At 66.9% G+C, this 16166-nt stretch carries 13 protein-coding genes; 7 read left to right on the top strand and 6 right to left on the bottom strand.

Annotated features, from left to right (window positions below):
- Window positions 1-227 precede the first annotated feature (227 nt).
- Window positions 228-1331 (bottom strand): tryptophan 7-halogenase, encoded by a 1104-nt coding sequence (locus tag IGS61_RS03495; protein ID WP_230538324.1) that lies wholly within the window; start codon window positions 1329-1331, stop codon window positions 228-230.
- Window positions 1328-3193 (bottom strand): LodA/GoxA family CTQ-dependent oxidase, encoded by a 1866-nt coding sequence (locus tag IGS61_RS03490; protein ID WP_230538323.1) that lies wholly within the window; start codon window positions 3191-3193, stop codon window positions 1328-1330. Before IGS61_RS03490 ends, IGS61_RS03495 begins: the two co-directional genes overlap by 4 nt.
- A gap of 234 nt (window positions 3194-3427) precedes the next feature.
- Between IGS61_RS03490 and IGS61_RS03485 the strand changes: the two genes are divergently transcribed.
- The 3 genes from IGS61_RS03485 (at window position 3428) to IGS61_RS03475 (ending at window position 5648) form a co-directional block, all read left to right on the top strand.
- Window positions 3428-3601 carry a hypothetical protein gene (locus tag IGS61_RS03485; protein WP_230538322.1) on the top strand — a complete coding sequence of 58 codons (174 nt, stop codon included), beginning with the start codon at window positions 3428-3430 and terminating at the stop codon, window positions 3599-3601.
- 77 nt (window positions 3602-3678) lie between these two features.
- Entirely contained in the window at window positions 3679-4344 is a 666-nt protein-coding gene (locus IGS61_RS03480; RefSeq protein ID WP_230538321.1) for a response regulator transcription factor, read from the top strand.
- Window positions 4338-5648: an ATP-binding protein gene (locus IGS61_RS03475; protein ID WP_230538320.1), complete on the top strand. Its 1311-nt coding sequence runs from the start codon at window positions 4338-4340 to the stop codon at window positions 5646-5648. The genes IGS61_RS03480 and IGS61_RS03475 overlap by 7 nt, the downstream gene beginning before the upstream one ends.
- 60 nt (window positions 5649-5708) lie before the next feature.
- Here the strand turns inward: IGS61_RS03475 and IGS61_RS03470 are convergent, their stop codons facing one another.
- Together IGS61_RS03470 and IGS61_RS03465 are read right to left on the bottom strand one after the other, a co-directional pair.
- Window positions 5709-6347 carry an NAD(P)H-dependent oxidoreductase gene (locus IGS61_RS03470; RefSeq protein ID WP_230538319.1) on the bottom strand — a complete coding sequence of 213 codons (639 nt, stop codon included), beginning with the start codon at window positions 6345-6347 and terminating at the stop codon, window positions 5709-5711.
- A 108-nt stretch (window positions 6348-6455) separates the two neighbouring features.
- The gene (locus IGS61_RS03465) at window positions 6456-7454 is read right to left on the bottom strand and encodes an aldo/keto reductase (protein WP_230538318.1); all 999 of its coding nucleotides are present in this window, start codon (window positions 7452-7454) and stop codon (window positions 6456-6458) included.
- Window positions 7455-7568: 114 nt separating this feature from the next.
- On the opposite strand from IGS61_RS03465, the gene IGS61_RS03460 reads away from it, so the two are divergent.
- Complete coding sequence (locus tag IGS61_RS03460; protein WP_230538317.1) at window positions 7569-8459, top strand: LysR family transcriptional regulator; 891 nt, start codon at window positions 7569-7571, stop codon at window positions 8457-8459.
- Here IGS61_RS03460 and IGS61_RS03455 read toward each other — a convergent pair.
- Window positions 8456-9541 (bottom strand): ATP-binding protein, encoded by a 1086-nt coding sequence (locus tag IGS61_RS03455; RefSeq protein ID WP_230538316.1) that lies wholly within the window; start codon window positions 9539-9541, stop codon window positions 8456-8458. The two genes, IGS61_RS03460 and IGS61_RS03455, sit on opposite strands and share 4 nt — an antisense overlap.
- Entirely contained in the window at window positions 9541-10287 is a 747-nt protein-coding gene (locus tag IGS61_RS03450; protein ID WP_230538315.1) for a response regulator, read from the bottom strand. The genes IGS61_RS03455 and IGS61_RS03450 overlap by 1 nt, the downstream gene beginning before the upstream one ends.
- 132 nt (window positions 10288-10419) lie before the next feature.
- Between IGS61_RS03450 and IGS61_RS03445 the strand changes: the two genes are divergently transcribed.
- From IGS61_RS03445 to IGS61_RS03435, 3 genes are read left to right on the top strand one after another with little or no spacing between them, the layout of a single operon-like run.
- Window positions 10420-11592, top strand: coding sequence for an efflux RND transporter periplasmic adaptor subunit (locus tag IGS61_RS03445; RefSeq protein ID WP_230538314.1), 1173 nt, complete (start codon window positions 10420-10422; stop codon window positions 11590-11592).
- A 41-nt stretch (window positions 11593-11633) separates the two neighbouring features.
- Entirely contained in the window at window positions 11634-14786 is a 3153-nt protein-coding gene (locus tag IGS61_RS03440; protein WP_230538313.1) for an efflux RND transporter permease subunit, read from the top strand.
- On the top strand, window positions 14786-16159 hold the full coding sequence (locus IGS61_RS03435) for an efflux transporter outer membrane subunit (RefSeq protein ID WP_230538312.1): 1374 nt from the start codon (window positions 14786-14788) through the stop codon (window positions 16157-16159). Before IGS61_RS03440 ends, IGS61_RS03435 begins: the two co-directional genes overlap by 1 nt.
- Window positions 16160-16166 lie beyond the last annotated feature (7 nt).

Genomic DNA, 16166 nt, shown 5'->3' with positions numbered 1-16166 from the left:
GCTGGCAGATTTCGGTATGGCTGACGGATGGCGCGCATTTCATCGCGTTCGCCGGCGGCTGTCGAGCGTGGCGCTTCACTGCGTGGTCGTGGCCGGCACCGTGGATGCGCCGGCCGGCGAGGCATGGCAAGATGGGGGCGCGGACGACAGGGCCATCGAGGCCGGGTTTGATCTGGTCATGCGGCCGTACTGGCGCACAATATAGCTAAAAATGCAACATTGTCGGCTCAGCTTGCTTGTATCGCGGGCCTGCGCCGGCGCCAGAACGGTGCCAGCGGCCAGCGCGTTTCCTGGCCGTAGCAGTACGCCAGGTGGCGCTCGTACGCCGCGCCGATGGCCGACAATTCTCCATGGTAGTGTTGATAAGCTTGCGGCTCTCCCTGCAGTGTGCGGTCGGCGGCCTCGGCAGCGGCCAGGCCCGTGTACAGGGCGTTGAAGATGCCTTGCGACGACAACGGATCGAAGCTCAGGGCGGCGTCGCCGACGGCGAACCAGCCTGGGCCGGCGCCGGCGTCCAGGGTGGCCGTATGGGCGGGCGTGGCCAGGGTTTGTGTAGCGGCCATGTAGCCTTGCTGTTCCAGTAATTCCCGCGTGGCCGGCAGACGCCGCGCCGCCGCTTCCAGCCAGCCGGCATCGCGCAAGGCGTTGCTGTCGAGTAAATCCGCGTCCGTGTGCAGGGCCAGCACGCGGCGCTGGCCGGGCAGGGGCGCGCTGTACCACCAGCCGTATTCGCAAGCCTCGATGTGGGCAACGCCCCGCGCCGAGGGCGTGCGCTCATGTCCGTATTGCCACACTGAAACTAACCGGTCGCTGCGCTGGCGCCGCGCCCCGATGCCGCGGGCCAGCCGGGCGCTGCGTCCGGTGGCGTCGATGACGATGCGCGCCGCCGCGTCGCAGGGGCCGCGCGGCGTTTCCAGCCGTACTCTCCAGCCGCCATCGTCAGGCGTGATGCCGGCGACCTTGGCCGAGGCCAGCAGGGCGGCACCGCGCCGGCGCGCCTCGTCGCGCAGCCACAGGTCGAAGGTGCCGCGCGCCAGGTGCCAGCCGTGCCCGTCGGGATCACTGAGAAAATGGTGTTCCGTCCAGGCGCCGTTCCACCAGGCGCGGTTGCCGTGGTAGGGCGCATGGCCCTGCCGCAGGAAGGCGTCAAGCAAGCCCATGTCCCGCAGCAGGCGCGCGGCGGCCGGCGGCAGCGATTCGCCGATGCGCGCCAGCGGCGCGGCCAGCCGGTCCACCAGCAAGACCCGGTGCCGCCCCGCCAGGTTCAGGGCGGCCGTGGCGCCGGCCGGACCGGCGCCGACGATCAGCACGTCGGCCTGCAGCACGGTCACAAGCGGTGCCGTTGCAGATGGCGCGCTTTTTCCGTGCCTTCCAGGTCGACGTCGACGAACTCGTCCGGTATGGAGGCTGCCGCGCGCAGCTGGTGCCTGCCGGTTATCGGCTGCGGCAGGTTTTCCACTTGCAGGAAGGCAGGGAAGCCGGTCATATCCGTGGGGCCGGGGCGCACCTCGACCACGCCCACTTGCGCCAGGTCGGCGATCATGTTGTTGATCTGCTCTTCATAGCTGATGTTGCCCAGCGGACGTATCCACGCGGCACGCCGGGCGAAGGCGGCCAGGCGGTCGTCGATGGGCACTTCGCGGTTCATCACCGTGTCGTAGGCAAGCTTGCTCATCACCTGGTTCGGCACGCGCGCGGGCCAGAACGTGGGCACGTAGGGATCGTAGTCGGACTGGTAGCCGGAGCGGCAGCTGGCTGTGTCCGTCTGCCATGGCACGGCCATCCAGCGCGTCACGCCGCCGGCGATCTGCGCCGAGCAGGGGCCGCCGATATTGTCCGGCGTCAAGACGGCGCCGTAATCGGGCTCGACCCAGCCGGGCGGCCGGTGCGCCAGGCGGTAGGGCGCGCTGTACATGCTGGCCTGGCGCATGGGCCAGGTCATTTCGCAGCCGGGGTGGAAGGCGTCGGCCAGGCAGAATTCCATGGCCGCGCGCAGCAGGGTGTCCGGTTGCAGGGCCACGTCCACGTCGGCCAGGCTTTGCGGCGGCACCTTGCCGGGCGCATAGTCGTCCGTGAATTCGCCGGCGGCCCATTGCTTGAGGAAACGCAATTGCAGATTGCTCAGCGCGCAGTTCTGGCGCGGCGTGTCTGCCGGCGGGATGGCCATCGCGTCGCCATACAGCCACGGCCACGGCGATGGCGCCCAGGCGTCGCGCTCGAACTGGCGGAACTGGTTATAGATGACGTTGCGCCACTCCTTGCGGTTTTCGGACGGGCTGGCCAGGCGCGCCATCCATTCGTCGCGGCTGAACGGCGTGCTGCCATCCCAGCCGAAGGCGGCCGCGAAGCCGGCGTTGACCCATTGCAGGTTGGACAGGCGTTCGAAAATAGGGCGGATATCGTCCTGGAACGAGGGAACGGCAGGCGCGGCAATTTTGCCTTCGGCAACAAACAAGTCGCGCATCAAGTCCCACATGGTGCGCACCGACTTTTGCTGCGGCGCGTAGTCGGGCGGCGCGACGACCACCCAGGCCATGTCGACGGGCAAGGCCTGGCCCTGGTAGTGCACGGTGGCGCAGACGGGGCCGTCGGCCGTGTCGTCGTACCAGCCTTCGTTGTTGGCAAAGGTGATGGCGCGCGCGCCATTCCACGAAGCGGACTTGCCACGGCCGCCCAGCACGATCAGCCGGCCCATGGCGTCCGTGCGCAATTCGCCCAGGTAGACGGGCGTGCCTAGGAAGCTGCCGCTGTCGAAGGCCACGGCCGGCTGTTCGCTGCCGCTGATCTTGCGCTCGCCCGGCGTGATGGACAGTTGCGCGCGGTCGGTGACGGCCATGTTGCGCAGGAACGAGGGCTGGGTGACGTGCGCCTCGGGAATATCGAGCGCGATCTGGAACTGGTACCACGCCGCCTTGGTATTGGCCAGGGTGACGGACCATTCGATGTCGGCATTGCCGGCGTTCAATTCGGCCACCGCCACGCCGGCGGCGTTCAGGCCGTAGATGCGAAAGCCGGCCGCCTGGCGCTTGATGGCCCCGGACGCATCGCGGTAATACCCGGCCGGCCGCGCCGCCGGTTCAGGCACCTCCGGTCCCAGAAAATACTCGCTGGGGCTGTTGCCCACGCGGGCAATGCCGATGGGGGGATAAATCGCCGCCTTGACGATGACGGTATCTTGGGTGGAACTGGACATGGCATGCCTTTCCAGGTGCGTGGAGGGAAGGAAAATATACCGCATAAAAAACGCGCCAAATGCGCACATAGTCACGCTAGCGTGAATTCATGCCGGGCAGGGCCGAGCAATCCAGTTGCTGCACAGATTGACTTGTTGCCGGCATGTCGGTATCTTGGGCTGGCATTGCCTGTTTGTTAATATATAAAATAATATATTAATCCGCTCTTTTCTATGCAACCTTCAAGGAATGATATGAAAATCAAGGCTATTTTCTGTGTTGGCGCGGTATCCCTGCTGGCCTTTCTGCCCGTATCGCAAGCGGCCCAGCCTGGCGAGGCGCTCGCTGCGGCGGTACCGCTTGCGAAAGGCGTGGCGCTGTATCCGCAAGAAGGTAATATCCCGCCGTTCCGCGGGTCTGGCAAGTAAGGCCAGTGCAGCAGCCCATGCGGCGCGGCGCCGGTCAAGGTAAGATGGCGGCTTTTTCAAGACATTGAGAGGCCCGGGTGCGCGTGTTGCTGGTGGAAGACGATCCGATGATCGGGGAAAGCCTGGTCGAGGGCTTGCGCGGCGAGTGCTATGCCGTGGACTGGGTGCGCGATGGCCACGATGCGGAGCTGGCGCTGGCCGGCTTCGCCTACGATTTGATGCTGCTGGACCTGGGCTTGCCCGGCAAGCAGGGCATGGACGTGCTGCGCGCCATGCGCGCGCGGGGCGCCGAGCTGCCCGTGCTGATCATCACGGCGCGCGACGGCACGCCGGCCCGCGTGGAAGGACTCGACAGCGGCGCCGACGATTACCTGGTGAAACCGTTCGACCTCGACGAGCTGCTGGCGCGCATCCGCGCGCTGCTGCGGCGCCGGGTCAGCCGTTCGCGCTCCGTCATCGAGCATGGCGCGCTGATCCTGGACCTGGCCAGCCACGACGTCACGTTCGAGGGAGAGCTGATCAAGCTGCCGCCGCGCGAGTTTTCCGTGTTGCGCGCCTTGCTCGACCATCCGGGCAAGGTGGTGTCGAAGCGGCAACTGAGCGAAAAGCTGTACGGCTGGGATAGCGAAGTGGAAAGCAATACCGTCGACGTGTATGTATATCAGCTGCGCAAGAAGTTCGGCGCGGACGCCATCCAGACCGTGCGCGGCGTGGGCTACAAGATGCGGACGGCGCCATGCTGACGATCCGCCGCCAATTGCTGCTCGGTTTGCTGGCCGCCACCTTGCTGTGCGTGCTCGGTGCCGGCATTTCGCTGTTCCGCTCGCTGCTGGAAGAAACCAATGAGCTGGCCGACTTGCAGCTACGCCAGCTGGCCGTGGCTTTGCCCGACGAATTCGAGCCGCAGACGGGCCTGGCTGCCGCGCAAGAGCCGGAAGAAGCGTTCGTGCTGCAGGCGTGGGACGAAGAGGGGCAGCCCTTGCCAGTCTTGCCGGGTGAACAACAACTGCCGCGCTATGCGCTGGCCGGCTTTGCGGACGTTACCGTGCACGGCGAAGACTGGCGCCTGTACGGCGAGACGCGGCGCGGCCGCTACGTGCAGGTGGCGCAGGCGCAGGCCGTGCGCGACCAGCTGGCCTGGCAGATGACCATGCGCGCCGGCGCGCCGCTGCTGGTGTTCGCGCTGATCCTGGGGGTGCTGATCGTCGTCGTGGTGGCGCGCGCGCTGGCGCCGCTGCACCGGCTGGCCGAATCCGTCGCGGGCCGGTCGCCCGATGCCCTGACGCCGCTGGCGGCCGACGATATGCCGCCCGAACTGCGGCCCGTGGCGCTGGCGCTCAATAGCCTGATGGGGCAGTTCGAGGCGGCGCTGGCGGCGCAGCGCACCTTTGTTGCCGATGCCGCGCATGAATTGCGTTCACCGCTGACGGCGCTGAAACTGCAGCTGCAGGTGGCCGAACGGGCCGCCAGCGAAGACGAGCGCCGCGTGGCGCTGGCCAAGCTGCATGACCGGCTGGACCGCAGCACGCACCTCGTGCGCCAGTTGCTCAGCCTGGCCCGCCATGAAACGGCGTTGACTTCCAGCCAGCTGCACACGGTGGATCTGGGACAGTTGCTGGAAGCGGCCGTGGCCGACCACAGCGCGCTGGCCGACAGCCGCGCGATCGACCTGGGCGTGGTGGAAACGCTGCCGGCCCCGGTGCTGGTGCAGGCCGATCCCGACGGCTTGCAAGTGTTGCTGAATAACCTGATCGACAACGCCTTGCGCTACACGCAGCAGGGCGGCCGGGTCGACTTGCAGGCGGCGCTGGAAGAGGGCAGGCCCCTGCTGCGCGTGTCCGACAACGGCCCCGGCGTGCCAAGCCAGCACCATGCGCGGCTGTTCGACCGCTTCTTCCGTCCCGACGGCAACGACGCCTGGGGCTGCGGCCTGGGCCTGTCCATCGTGCGCCATATCGCCGAGCACCACCAGGCGGACATTGCGCTGGCCGAAGGCGAGGCGGGGCGGGGCTTGCAGGTGACGGTGCGCTTCCCGCAGGCGGCCTGAACGAAAAAAAGCGGATACCGGCGAGGGCATCCGCTTTTCAGTCGCTGGCGCTTGAGGTGCTTACGCCAGCTCGGTGATGAACTGCTCGCGCGCAGGGCGCACTTTTTTCAGGTCCACCAGCCAGTCGCCTGCGTCGGCGCGGTAGCCGAGCGGCAGCATGACGACGGAACGCAGGCCTTTTTCGCGCAAGCCCAGGATTTCATCGACCTTGGCCGGGTCAAAACCTTCCATCGGCGTCGAATCGACTTTTTCCTGTGCCGCGGCGATCAGGGCCGTGCCCACGCCGATATACGCCTGGCGCGCCGCGTGCTGGTAGTTGGTTTCCGCGTCGCGCTGCGGATACGTGGCCAGGATCTGCTGGCGGTACGCTTCCCAGCCTTCGTTCTTGAAGCCGCGCACGGTGTTGACCAGGTCAAAGCGGGCGTTGATGCGTTCGGCCGTGTAATTGTCCCAGGCGGCAAACACCAGCAGGTGCGAGGCTTCCGTCACTTGCGACTGGTTCCACGCGTGCGGCTTGATCTGCTCGCGCAGGGCCGGATTCGTCACGACGAACACTTCATACGGGTGCAGTCCGCTGGAGCTGGCCGTCAGGCGCACGGCTTCCAGGATGCGCTCGACCTTGTCTTGCGGCACCGTTTTCGCCGGGTCCATCTTCTTGGTGGCGTAGCGCCATTGCAGTGTTTCGAGCAAATCGGACATGTGAATCCCTTTCAAAGTGAATAATTCAGATTGGAAATGATAGCGGATTCAGCCATTTCAAGTGCGGCCCAGCAAAGAGAGTTGTATAGATGAGCTGTCTCTTGCCCTTTACAGCCCCACCATGGCCAGCTCCACGTCCGGGTAGCGCGCGCCCTGTACGCTGGCGGGCGCGATGGCGGCGCCGATGGCGGCCAGCTCGGCGCCGCTCAGGGTAAGTTGCGCGGCGGCCACGTTCTCTTCCAGGTGCGCCAGGCTGCGGGCGCCGGGAATCGGCACGATGTCGTCGCCTTGCGCCAGCAGCCAGGCCAGGGCCAACTGGGCCGCCGTGGCGCCGCGCGCCGCCGCCAGGCCTTGCAATTCGGCAACTATCTGCGCGTTGGCCGCCATCGCCGGCGGCTGGAAGCGGGGCAGGCTGTGGCGGTAGTCGTCTGGCGCCAGGACGGCGCTAGAGGGCAGCTGGCCGGTCAGGAAGCCCCGGCCCAGCGGGCTGTAGGGCACGAAACCGATGCCGAGCGCGCGGCAGGCGGGCAGCACGTCCGCTTCCACGTCGCGGCTCCACAGCGAGTATTCGGACTGCACGGCCGCAATCGGATGCACGGCGTGGGCGCGGCGCAGGGTGGCGGCCGACACTTCCGACAGCCCCAGGTGGCGCACCTTGCCCACCCGCACCAGCTCCGCCATGGTGCCGACGACGTCTTCGATGGGCACGGCCGGGTCCACGCGGTGCTGGTACAGCAAGTCGATGCACTCGATGCCGAGCCGGGACAGCGAAGCCTCCACGGCTTGCACGATGTGTTCGGGGCGGCTGTCGACGCCGGCCATGCGTTCGACGCCTTTTCCTTCAGGCAAGATCTTGAAGCCGAACTTGGTGGCCACGCTGACTTTGCCGCGCAATTGCTTCAGGGCGCGGCCCACCAATTCCTCGTTGGCGTAGGGGCCGTAGACTTCCGCCGTGTCGATCAGGGTTACGCCCAGTTCCGCTGCCCGGTGCAGCACGCGCAGCGAGGCGGCTTCGTCTGCGCCGCCGTAGGCAAAGCTCATGCCCATGCAGCCCAGACCAATGGGGGCGACGCGCAAGCCGGAGTGGCCCAGTGTTCTGTGTTCCATTGTCATTTCCTTTCAAAAAAAGATGCAAGGAGTATGGATGAAGCAACAGCATGCGATAAGATGCCTAATCCTGCATGCATTACTGAATTTTGTTCATGAATTTTTTCCTCGACAATGGCTGACCTCAACGAATTGACGGCCTTTGCCGCCGTCGCCCGCCTGCGCAGCTTCCGCAAGGCGGCCCTCGAACGTGGCGTGTCCGCTTCCGCCCTCAGCCATGCGCTGCGGGCGCTGGAAGAGCGCCTGGGCGTGCGCCTGCTGAACCGCACCACGCGCAGCGTCACGCCGACCGAGGCGGGGCAGCAGCTATTGGCGCGGCTGGAACCGGCCATGCGCGAAATCGACGATGCCTTGCAAGACCTGAGCGCCTTGCAGGATGTGCCCGCAGGCAAGCTGCGCCTGAACGTGCCCCGTCCGGCCGCGCGGCTGCTGCTGGCGCCCATGCTGGCCGGCTTTATCGCGCGCTATCCGCGCGTGCAGGTGGAAGTGGTCACCGATGACGGCATGATCGATATCGTGCGCGACGGTTTTGACGCGGGCATCCGCTTCGGCGAGCAGGTGGCGGCCGACATGATCGCCGTGCCCGTGGGCGCGCCGCAGCCGTTCGTGGTGGTGGCGTCGCCCGCCTACCTGGCTGCGCATGGCGCGCCAGGCACGCCGCGCGACTTGCTGGCGCACGCCTGCATAGGCCGGCGCTTTCCCAGCGGGCGCCAGTATGCGTGGGAATTCGGGCAGGATGGGGCCGCCGTCAGCATCGCCGTCGACGGCCCGCTGGTGTTCGACGACGATGAATTGATGCTGCGCGCGGCCCGCGACGGGGCGGGGCTGGCGTATGTGTACGAGGCCGATGCGCGCGCCGATATCTCGGCGGGCCGGCTGGCGTGCGTGCTGGAGCGCTGCCTGCCGCCGCCATCCCGTTACTTCCTGTACTACCCGGGCCGGCGGCAGATGCCGCCCGTGCTGCGCGCCTTTGTCGACATGCTGCGCGCCGGCGGTGTTGCCTAGACCGCGGCCGGCGGCGCGCCGTGCTCGACCGGCCACTTGACGGTAAACACGCTGCCGCCCGCCTTGCCGCGCGTGCAGGCCGCGCTGCCGCCGTGCGCGCGGGCGATGGCTTCCACCACCGCCAGGCCCAGGCCGCTGCCCGCGTTCAGGTCGACCCTGGCGCTGTCGCCGCGGCGGAACGCTTCGAACACGTGCGGCGCCAGTTCCTCGGCAATGCCCGGGCCCGCATCCTCGACGCTCAGGTAGTACTGGCCGGCCAGCACGCGGGTGCGCACGCGCAGCAGGCCCGGATGCGCGTAGCGGCGCGCGTTGTCGAGCAGGGCCAGCACGATTTGCCGGATGCGCGCCGCGTCGCAGCAGACGGGATGGTCGGACAGGTGCAGTTGCAAGGTAAAGCCGGCCGCTTCCATTTCCTGCGCCAGCAGCCGGCCCACTTCCTCGATTTCCAGGGTCAGGTCCGTCCACGCCATGCGCAGCTGCATGTGGCCGCTGTCGGCCAGGCTCAGGGTGCGCAAGTCCTCGATCAGGCGGCCCAGGTCTTCGACTTGCGCCAGCAGGCTGGAAAACGGCACTTCCTCGGGCTTGAAGACGCCGTCGACAACGCCCTGCAAGGTGCCGCGCAGGATGGTCACGGGCGTGCGCAGTTCGTGCGCGATGGCCGCATTCCACGTCTCGCTTTCCTTGGCGCCCCGCTGCAGGCGCTCGGCCATGCTGTTGAAGTCATCGACCAGCATGGCCGTCTCGCCCAGGCTGCGGTCGCCCGCGAAGGCGCGCGCGGACAGGTCGCCGTGGGCCACGCGGCGCACGCTGTCCATCACGGAATTGATCGGTTTCAGGATGCGCGCGGCCAGTTTGATGGCGAAAAACGCGGCCAGGCCCAGGCCGAAGACGGTGATGGCGAAGATCCACAGCCATTCGACGGTGCTGGGCGACCAGTCGTCCGGCTCGGACAGCATGCCGGGATCGATCTTGAAGGCGATGGCGAAGAAGGTCCAGGAACCGATCCAGATGATCAGGATGCTGCATACCATCAGCACGGACATCGACAGGATGATCTGCCGGTTCAGGCCCGTGAAGCGCATCAGTCGCTTTCCAGCCGGTAGCCCACGCCGCGCAGGCTGGCGGGCATGTTCATCACGCCAGCTTCTTCCAGCTTCTTGCGCAGCTTGCTGACGTGGCTGTCCACCGTGCGTTCCATCGAATTGCTTTCGGGCATGCACGACTCCAGCAATTCCAGGCGGCTGCAGACGCGGCGCGGCGTGCGCGCCAGGTGCGCCAGCAGGCGAAATTCCGTCAACGTCAGGGTCAAGGGCACGGGCGCGCCGTCGCGCAGCACGCTGGCCACGTACGTTTCCTGGTCAATGTCGATGGGGCCGCAGCGCAGGCGCTGGCCGCCCACGGGGTGGTGGCGCACGCGCGAGCGGCGCAGCACGGCGGCCACGCGGGCCACCACTTCGGCCGGATTGAAGGGCTTGATGATGTAGTCGTCGGCGCCCACGCGCAGGGCGGCCAGCTTGTCGGCATCCTGGTCGCGCGCCGTCAGCATGATGACGGGCGTCTCGCCGCGCCGCCGCACTTCCGCCAGCACGCCCCATCCATCGACGCGGGGCATCTGCACGTCGAGCAGCAACAGGTCCGGCGCCAGCGCCAGGTGCTGCTGCAGCGCTTCCTGGCCATCGAGGGCGAAGGCCGTGCGGTAGCCGTCGCGCTCCAGGTAACCGGCGAGGATGCGGGCGATTTGCGGTTCATCTTCGGCGATCAGGACGAGGGCGGAAGGCGGCGTGGTGGCAAGAAACGAGGGCTGGCTGGCGCTGTGATGATAGTTCATTGAAATAGTCTAGCATTCTTCTTTCTCTCCATCGAATCTCCACATTTCTTTGACGAAATATCCACCTTGGCCTTTTATGCTGCGCTTATCTGTCGACCGGACCGCCGGTTGGGATCTGCCATAGAAAAGACCATGCATCCGAACCACCTCTCCAAGAAAAACATGTTGATCGCCGCGGCACTGTTCAGCCTTGCCGCCTGTTCCAAACCCGCGCCGGAAGAGGCGGCCGCACCGCCCGCCGCCGTCACGGTGCTCAAGCTGCAAGCGGCGCCCGTCGTCCTCAGCGACGAATTGCCGGGCCGGGTGGCCGCCTTCCGCACGGCCGACATCCGTCCGCAGGTGGGCGGCATCGTGCTGCGCCGCCAGTTCGAGCAGGGCGCCGACGTGCAGCCGGGGCAGAAGTTGTTCCAGCTCAACCCGGCGCCATTCCAGGCGGATGTCGATTCCGCCGCCGCCGCCCTGCAGCACGCGGTGGCCACGGCGAACCGCGCCAGCAGCCAGGCGGACAGGTTAAAACCGCTGGTGGAAGCGGACGCCATCAGCCGCCAGGCGTATGACGATGCCGTGGCCCAGCGCGAGCAAGCCGTGGCCACCGTGGCGCAGGCGCGCGCGACCCTGGCGCGCCGGCGCCTGGACCTGGCCTTTGCCAGCATCGAGGCGCCGATTGCCGGGCGCATCGGTTCCGAGCTGGTGACGGAGGGTGCGCTCGTGGGCCTGGCCGATGCGGCGCCGATGGCGCGCATCCAGCAGATCGACAAGGTGTATGTCGACGTGCGCCAGCCGGCCGCCGCGCTGGCCGCGCTGCGGGCCGCAGGTTCGGACGGCACGGACGGCGCGGACAAGCTGCCCGTGACCATTTTAGGCGCCGACGGCCAGCCGCATCCCGTCACGGGGCGCATCCTGTTCTCGGGCATCAGCGTCGATGCGGGCACGGGCGACGCCGTCATCCGCGTGCTGGTCGACAATCCGCAGCGCCAGCTCTTGCCTGGCATGTTCGTACGCGCCCGCATCGCCCGCGCCGTGCAGGCCAACGGCATGCTGCTGCCGCAGCAAGCCGTCTTGCGCAGCAGCGGCGGCCAGGCGCAGGCCTGGGTGCTGGACGGCACGAACAAAGCCAGCCTGAAGCCGATTACCGTGGGCGACGTGGTCGAGCACCAGTACGTGGTCAGCGGCGGCCTGAAGGCGGGCGACACCGTCGTCATCGAAGGCCAGGAACGCCTGCAGCCGGGCGCCACCGCCGCACCCCAGCCATGGAAGCGCGCCGCCGCCGTCGCCACCGCGCCCGTCGTCAGCGCCGTGCGCTGATCCGTACATATTTAAAGTGTACTTATTGAAAGTTTAATTACATGCCTCAGTTTTTCATCAACCGCCCCGTCTTTGCGTGGGTGGTGGCGGTCTTCATCGTCCTGTTCGGACTGATCGCCATACCGCAATTGCCGATTGCGCGTTTTCCTTCCGTGGCGCCGCCCAGCGTCAGCATCAGCGCCAACTACCCTGGCGCCACGCCGCAAACCATGAACGATTCCGTGGTCAGCCTGATCGAACGCGAACTGTCGGGCGTCAAGCACCTGCTGTATTTCGAGTCGTCCACCGATACCTCGGGTTCGGCCTCGATCACCGTCACCTTCCAGCCGGGCACGGACCCGGAAATGGCGCAGGTGGACGTGCAAAACCGCCTGAAAGCCATCGAACCGCGCCTGCCGCAAGCCGTGCGGCAAAACGGCTTGACGGTGGAATCGGCGTCGTCGGGCTTTTTGATGATCGTCAGTTTGATCTCCGACAATGGCCAGCACGATGAAGTGGCGCTGGGCGACTACCTGGCGCGCAACGTGACGGAAGAGCTGCGCCGCATCCCCGGCGTGGGCAAGGTGCAGCTGTTCGGTTCCGAGCGGGCCATGCGCATCTGGGTCGATCCGGCCAAGCTGGTGTCGTACAACATCGCCATGGGCGAGCTGACGGCCGCCGTCGCGCAGCAGAATGCGCAGATCGCGCCGGGCCGCCTCGGCGATTCGCCCTCCGTGCACGGCCAGCGCGTGACGATTCCGCTGACGGTGCAGGGCCAGTTGCAAACCCCGGCCGAATTTGCCGCCATCGTGCTGCGCGCGAATGCGGACGGCTCGAAAGTGACCATCGGCGACGTGGCGAAGGTGTCGCTGGGCGCGCAAAGCTTCAATTTCAGCATCCGCGAAAACGGGCAAGCCGCATCGGGCGCCGCCATCATGCTGTCGCCCGGCGCCAACGCCGTGCAGACGGCGGCCGCCGTGTGCGCGCGCATGGCCGAACTGGCGCACACCATGCCGGCCGGGATCAAGTACTCGGTGCCGTTCGATACGGCGCCGTTCGTCAAAATCTCGATCGAAAAGGTCGTCGTCACCTTGCTCGAAGCCATGGTGCTGGTGTTCCTCGTCATGTATCTGTTCCTGCAAAAGATACGCTACACCCTGATTCCCGCCATCGTCGCGCCGATTGCCCTGATGGGCACCTTTACCGTGATGCTGCTGGCCGGCTATTCCGTCAACGTGCTGACCATGTTCGGCATGGTGCTGGCCATCGGCATCATCGTCGATGATGCCATCGTGGTGGTGGAAGCCGTCGAGCGCCTGATGGCGACCGAAGGCCTGTCGCCAAAGGAAGCGACGTCGAAAGCCATGCGCGAAATTACGGGGGCGGTGGTCGGCATCACCCTGGTGCTGACGGCCGTGTTCATCCCGATGGCGCTGGCCAGCGGCTCCGTGGGCGCCATCTACCGCCAGTTCACCTTGGCGATGGCCGTCTCGATCCTGTTCTCGGCGTTTCTGGCCTTGAGCCTGACGCCGGCCCTGTGCGCCACCATGCTCAAACCCATCGGCCCGCATGACCACGATAAAAAGGGATTTTTCCGGTGGTTCGACCGCCAGTTTGACCGCATGACGGCGCGCTATGAAAAGGGCGTGGTGGCGATGCTCAAACGCGCGGGGCGCTCGATGGTGCTGTATGTCGCCATTGTCGCCGCGCTGGGCGTGGCCTTCATGCAGCTGCCGTCGGCCTTTTTGCCGGAAGAAGACCAGGGATATTTTATTACCTCGATCCAGCTGCCGTCCGACGCCACCATGGAGCGCACGCTCGATGTCGTCAAGTTGTACGAGCAGCACGTGGCCACGCGGCCCGGCATTGAGGTAAATCAATCGATCCTCGGCTTCAGCTTTTCCGGCGCGGGACCGAATGCGGGCCTGGCGTTCACCATGCTGAAGGACTGGAAAGAACGTAACGGCGCCACGGCGCAGGAAGAGGTGGCGCTGGCGCAGGCGGCCATGGCGCAGGCGAAGGAGGGCGTGATCATGAGCCTGATGCCGCCCGCCATCGATGAACTGGGCAATTCGTCCGGCTTTTCCCTGCGCCTGCAAGACCGCGCCAACCAGGGTGTCAACGCCCTGCAGGCGGCGCAGAACCAGCTGCTGGGCCTGGCCGCGCAAAGCGCCAAGGTGGCGGGCGTGTATCCGGACGGCTTGCCGCCCGGCGCCAGCGTGCGCCTCGATATCGACCGCACCAAGGCCGAGGCGCTGGGCGTGCCGTTTACGGCGATTGCCGACATGCTGACGGCGGCCATGGGTTCGACCTATGTCAACGATTTCCCGAACGCCGGCCGCATGCAGCAAGTGATCATCCAGGCCGATGCCCCATCGCGCATGCAGTTGAACGACGTGCTGGCCTTGCGCATTCGCAATAACGCGGGCGGCATGGTGGCCTTGGGCGAGCTGGTGCGCCCCGTGTGGAGCGAGTCGCCGCTGCAACTGGTGCGCTACCAGGGCTACCCGTCGGCGCGCATTTCCGGCAGCGCGGCGCCCGGCGTGTCGAGCGGCGACGCCATGCTGGAAATGGAGCGTCTGGTGAAGCAATTGCCGCCCGGCTTCGCGCTGGCGTGGACGGGCCAGTCGCTGCAAGAGAAGGAATCGGCCTCGCAGGCGCCCATGCTGATGGCGCTGTCGATGCTGGTGGTGTTCCTCGTGCTGGCGGCCCTGTATGAAAGCTGGTCGATTCCCGTCTCCGTGATGCTGGTAGTGCCTTTGGGCTTGCTGGGCGCCGTGCTGGCCGTGATGCTGCGCGGCATGCCGAACGACGTGTTCTTCAAGGTGGGCATGATCACGATCATCGGCCTGTCGGCGAAGAATGCGATTCTGATCGTCGAATATGCGCGCCAGCTGCAGGCGCAAGGGCGTGGCCTGGTCGAGGCGACGCTGGAAGCGGCCCGCCTGCGCCTGCGCCCGATTTTGATGACGTCACTGGCGTTCGCGCTGGGCGTGGTGCCGCTGATGCTGGCCACGGGCGCCAGTGCCGAAACGCAGCACGCGATCGGCACGGGCGTGTTCGGCGGCATGATCACCGCCACCGTGCTGGCCGTGTTTTTCGTGCCCGTGTTCTTTGTCGTGGTGCTGGGCACTGTCGACAGGATGGCAAGCTATTTTCTAAAAGACAATAAGCGCAATCGCACCGCCGTCAAGGCGGTGGAAGGAGAATCGTAATGCGTTTGATATTTATCATGCCCCTGGCCGCGCTGGCCCTGTCGGCGTGTTCCCTGACGCCGCCGCTGGTCAAGCCGGCGCCGCCCATTCCGGCTGCGTATGCCGAGGCGTCCGCGCCAGTCGCGGCCGACACCGCGGCCGGCCTGGGCTGGCGCCAGATGCTGCTCGATGCGCGCCTGCAGCGCCTCGTCGACATCGCGCTGGAAAACAACCGCGACTTGCGCGTGGCCTCGCTCAACGTGGAAGCCGTGCGGGCCCAATACCAGATCCAGGACGCGGGCCGCTACCCGGCCATCGGCGCGAATGCGGGCGGCGTGCGCCAGCGCGGCGCCGATGCCACCGTTCAAAACCAGTTCACGGCCGGTATCGCCATGAGCGCGTTCGAGCTCGACCTGTTCGGCCGTCTGCGCTCGCTGTCGGACGCGGCGTTTGCCCGCTACCTGGCCACGCAGCAAGGCCAGCGCGCCGCGCACATGGCCCTGATCGGCGCCGTGGCCGACGCCTACCTGGAGCAGCGGCTGGCCGAGGAACAGCTGGCGCTGGCCCGGCAAACCTTGCTTGACTGGCGCCAGGCCTTGCTCCTGACGCAGCGCCTGCACGGCGCACAGCAGGGCAGCGGCCTTGACGTGGCGCAAGCCGAAGGCCAGGCCGCCACGGCGGAAGCGGACGTGCAGGCCCGGGAACGGTCCAGTCTACTTTCGCGCAACAACCTGGAATTGCTGCTCGGTGCACCATTGCCAACGGACTTGCCCGCCGGCCGGCCGCTCGATGGCCAGCCCGTGCTGACGCAGCTGCCGCCCGGCCTGCCGTCGGACTTGCTGGCGCGCCGTCCCGACATCTTGCAGGCCGAATATGCGCTGGTGGCGGCGAATGCGGAAATCGGCGCCGCCCGCGCCGCCTTCTTCCCCCGCCTGTCGCTGACGGCGTCGCTGGGCCTGGCCAGCCCGGAATTGGGCGACCTGTTCCGCGGCAGCGCGCGCAGCTGGTCGTTCGCGCCGCAAGTGACGCAGCCGCTGTTCCAGGGCGGCCAGCTGCGCGCGGAATTGCAGCTGTCGCGGCTGCGCAAGGATGTTGCCGTGCTGCAGTACGAGCAGGCGATCCAGGCGGCATTCCGCGACGTGCGCGACGGCCTGGCCGGCAGCGCCACGTTTGCGCAGCAGATTGCCGCGCAAGAGCGCGTGGTGGCGGCGGCGCGCCAGCGCCAGCGCCTGTCGCAGCTGCGCTACGATGCGGGCCAGGACAGCCGGCTGGAATTGCTCGACGCGCAGCGCCAGTCGTATGCGGCCCAGCAAGCCTTGCTCGACGCGCGGCGCGACCAGTTCAAGTCGGCCGTGGCCCTGTACAAGGCGCTGGGAGGCGGCCTCGAGGAGTGACCTCCTT

The organism is Janthinobacterium sp. FW305-129, assembly GCF_020858115.1.
Taxonomy (GTDB): domain Bacteria; phylum Pseudomonadota; class Gammaproteobacteria; order Burkholderiales; family Burkholderiaceae_D; genus Janthinobacterium.
The sequence above is the reverse complement of the archived record's forward strand: the minus strand, read 5'-3'. Positions and strand labels throughout refer to the sequence as shown.

Bases quoted from the DNA above. Each gene is read 5' to 3' on its own strand.
- IGS61_RS03440 (WP_230538313.1), top strand. From the start codon at position 11,634: ATGCCTCAGTTTTTCATCAACCGCCCCGTCTTTGCGTGGGTGGTGGCG.
- IGS61_RS03435 (WP_230538312.1), top strand. From the start codon at position 14,786: ATGCGTTTGATATTTATCATGCCCCTGGCCGCGCTGGCCCTGTCGGCG.
- IGS61_RS03475 (WP_230538320.1), top strand. From the start codon at position 4,338: ATGCTGACGATCCGCCGCCAATTGCTGCTCGGTTTGCTGGCCGCCACC.
- IGS61_RS03445 (WP_230538314.1), top strand. From the start codon at position 10,420: ATGCATCCGAACCACCTCTCCAAGAAAAACATGTTGATCGCCGCGGCA.
- IGS61_RS03450 (WP_230538315.1), bottom strand. From the start codon at position 10,287: ATGAACTATCATCACAGCGCCAGCCAGCCCTCGTTTCTTGCCACCACG.
- IGS61_RS03465 (WP_230538318.1), bottom strand. From the start codon at position 7,454: ATGGAACACAGAACACTGGGCCACTCCGGCTTGCGCGTCGCCCCCATT.
- IGS61_RS03470 (WP_230538319.1), bottom strand. From the start codon at position 6,347: ATGTCCGATTTGCTCGAAACACTGCAATGGCGCTACGCCACCAAGAAG.
- IGS61_RS03455 (WP_230538316.1), bottom strand. From the start codon at position 9,541: ATGCGCTTCACGGGCCTGAACCGGCAGATCATCCTGTCGATGTCCGTG.
- IGS61_RS03485 (WP_230538322.1), top strand. From the start codon at position 3,428: ATGAAAATCAAGGCTATTTTCTGTGTTGGCGCGGTATCCCTGCTGGCC.
- IGS61_RS03490 (WP_230538323.1), bottom strand. From the start codon at position 3,193: ATGTCCAGTTCCACCCAAGATACCGTCATCGTCAAGGCGGCGATTTAT.
- IGS61_RS03460 (WP_230538317.1), top strand. From the start codon at position 7,569: ATGGCTGACCTCAACGAATTGACGGCCTTTGCCGCCGTCGCCCGCCTG.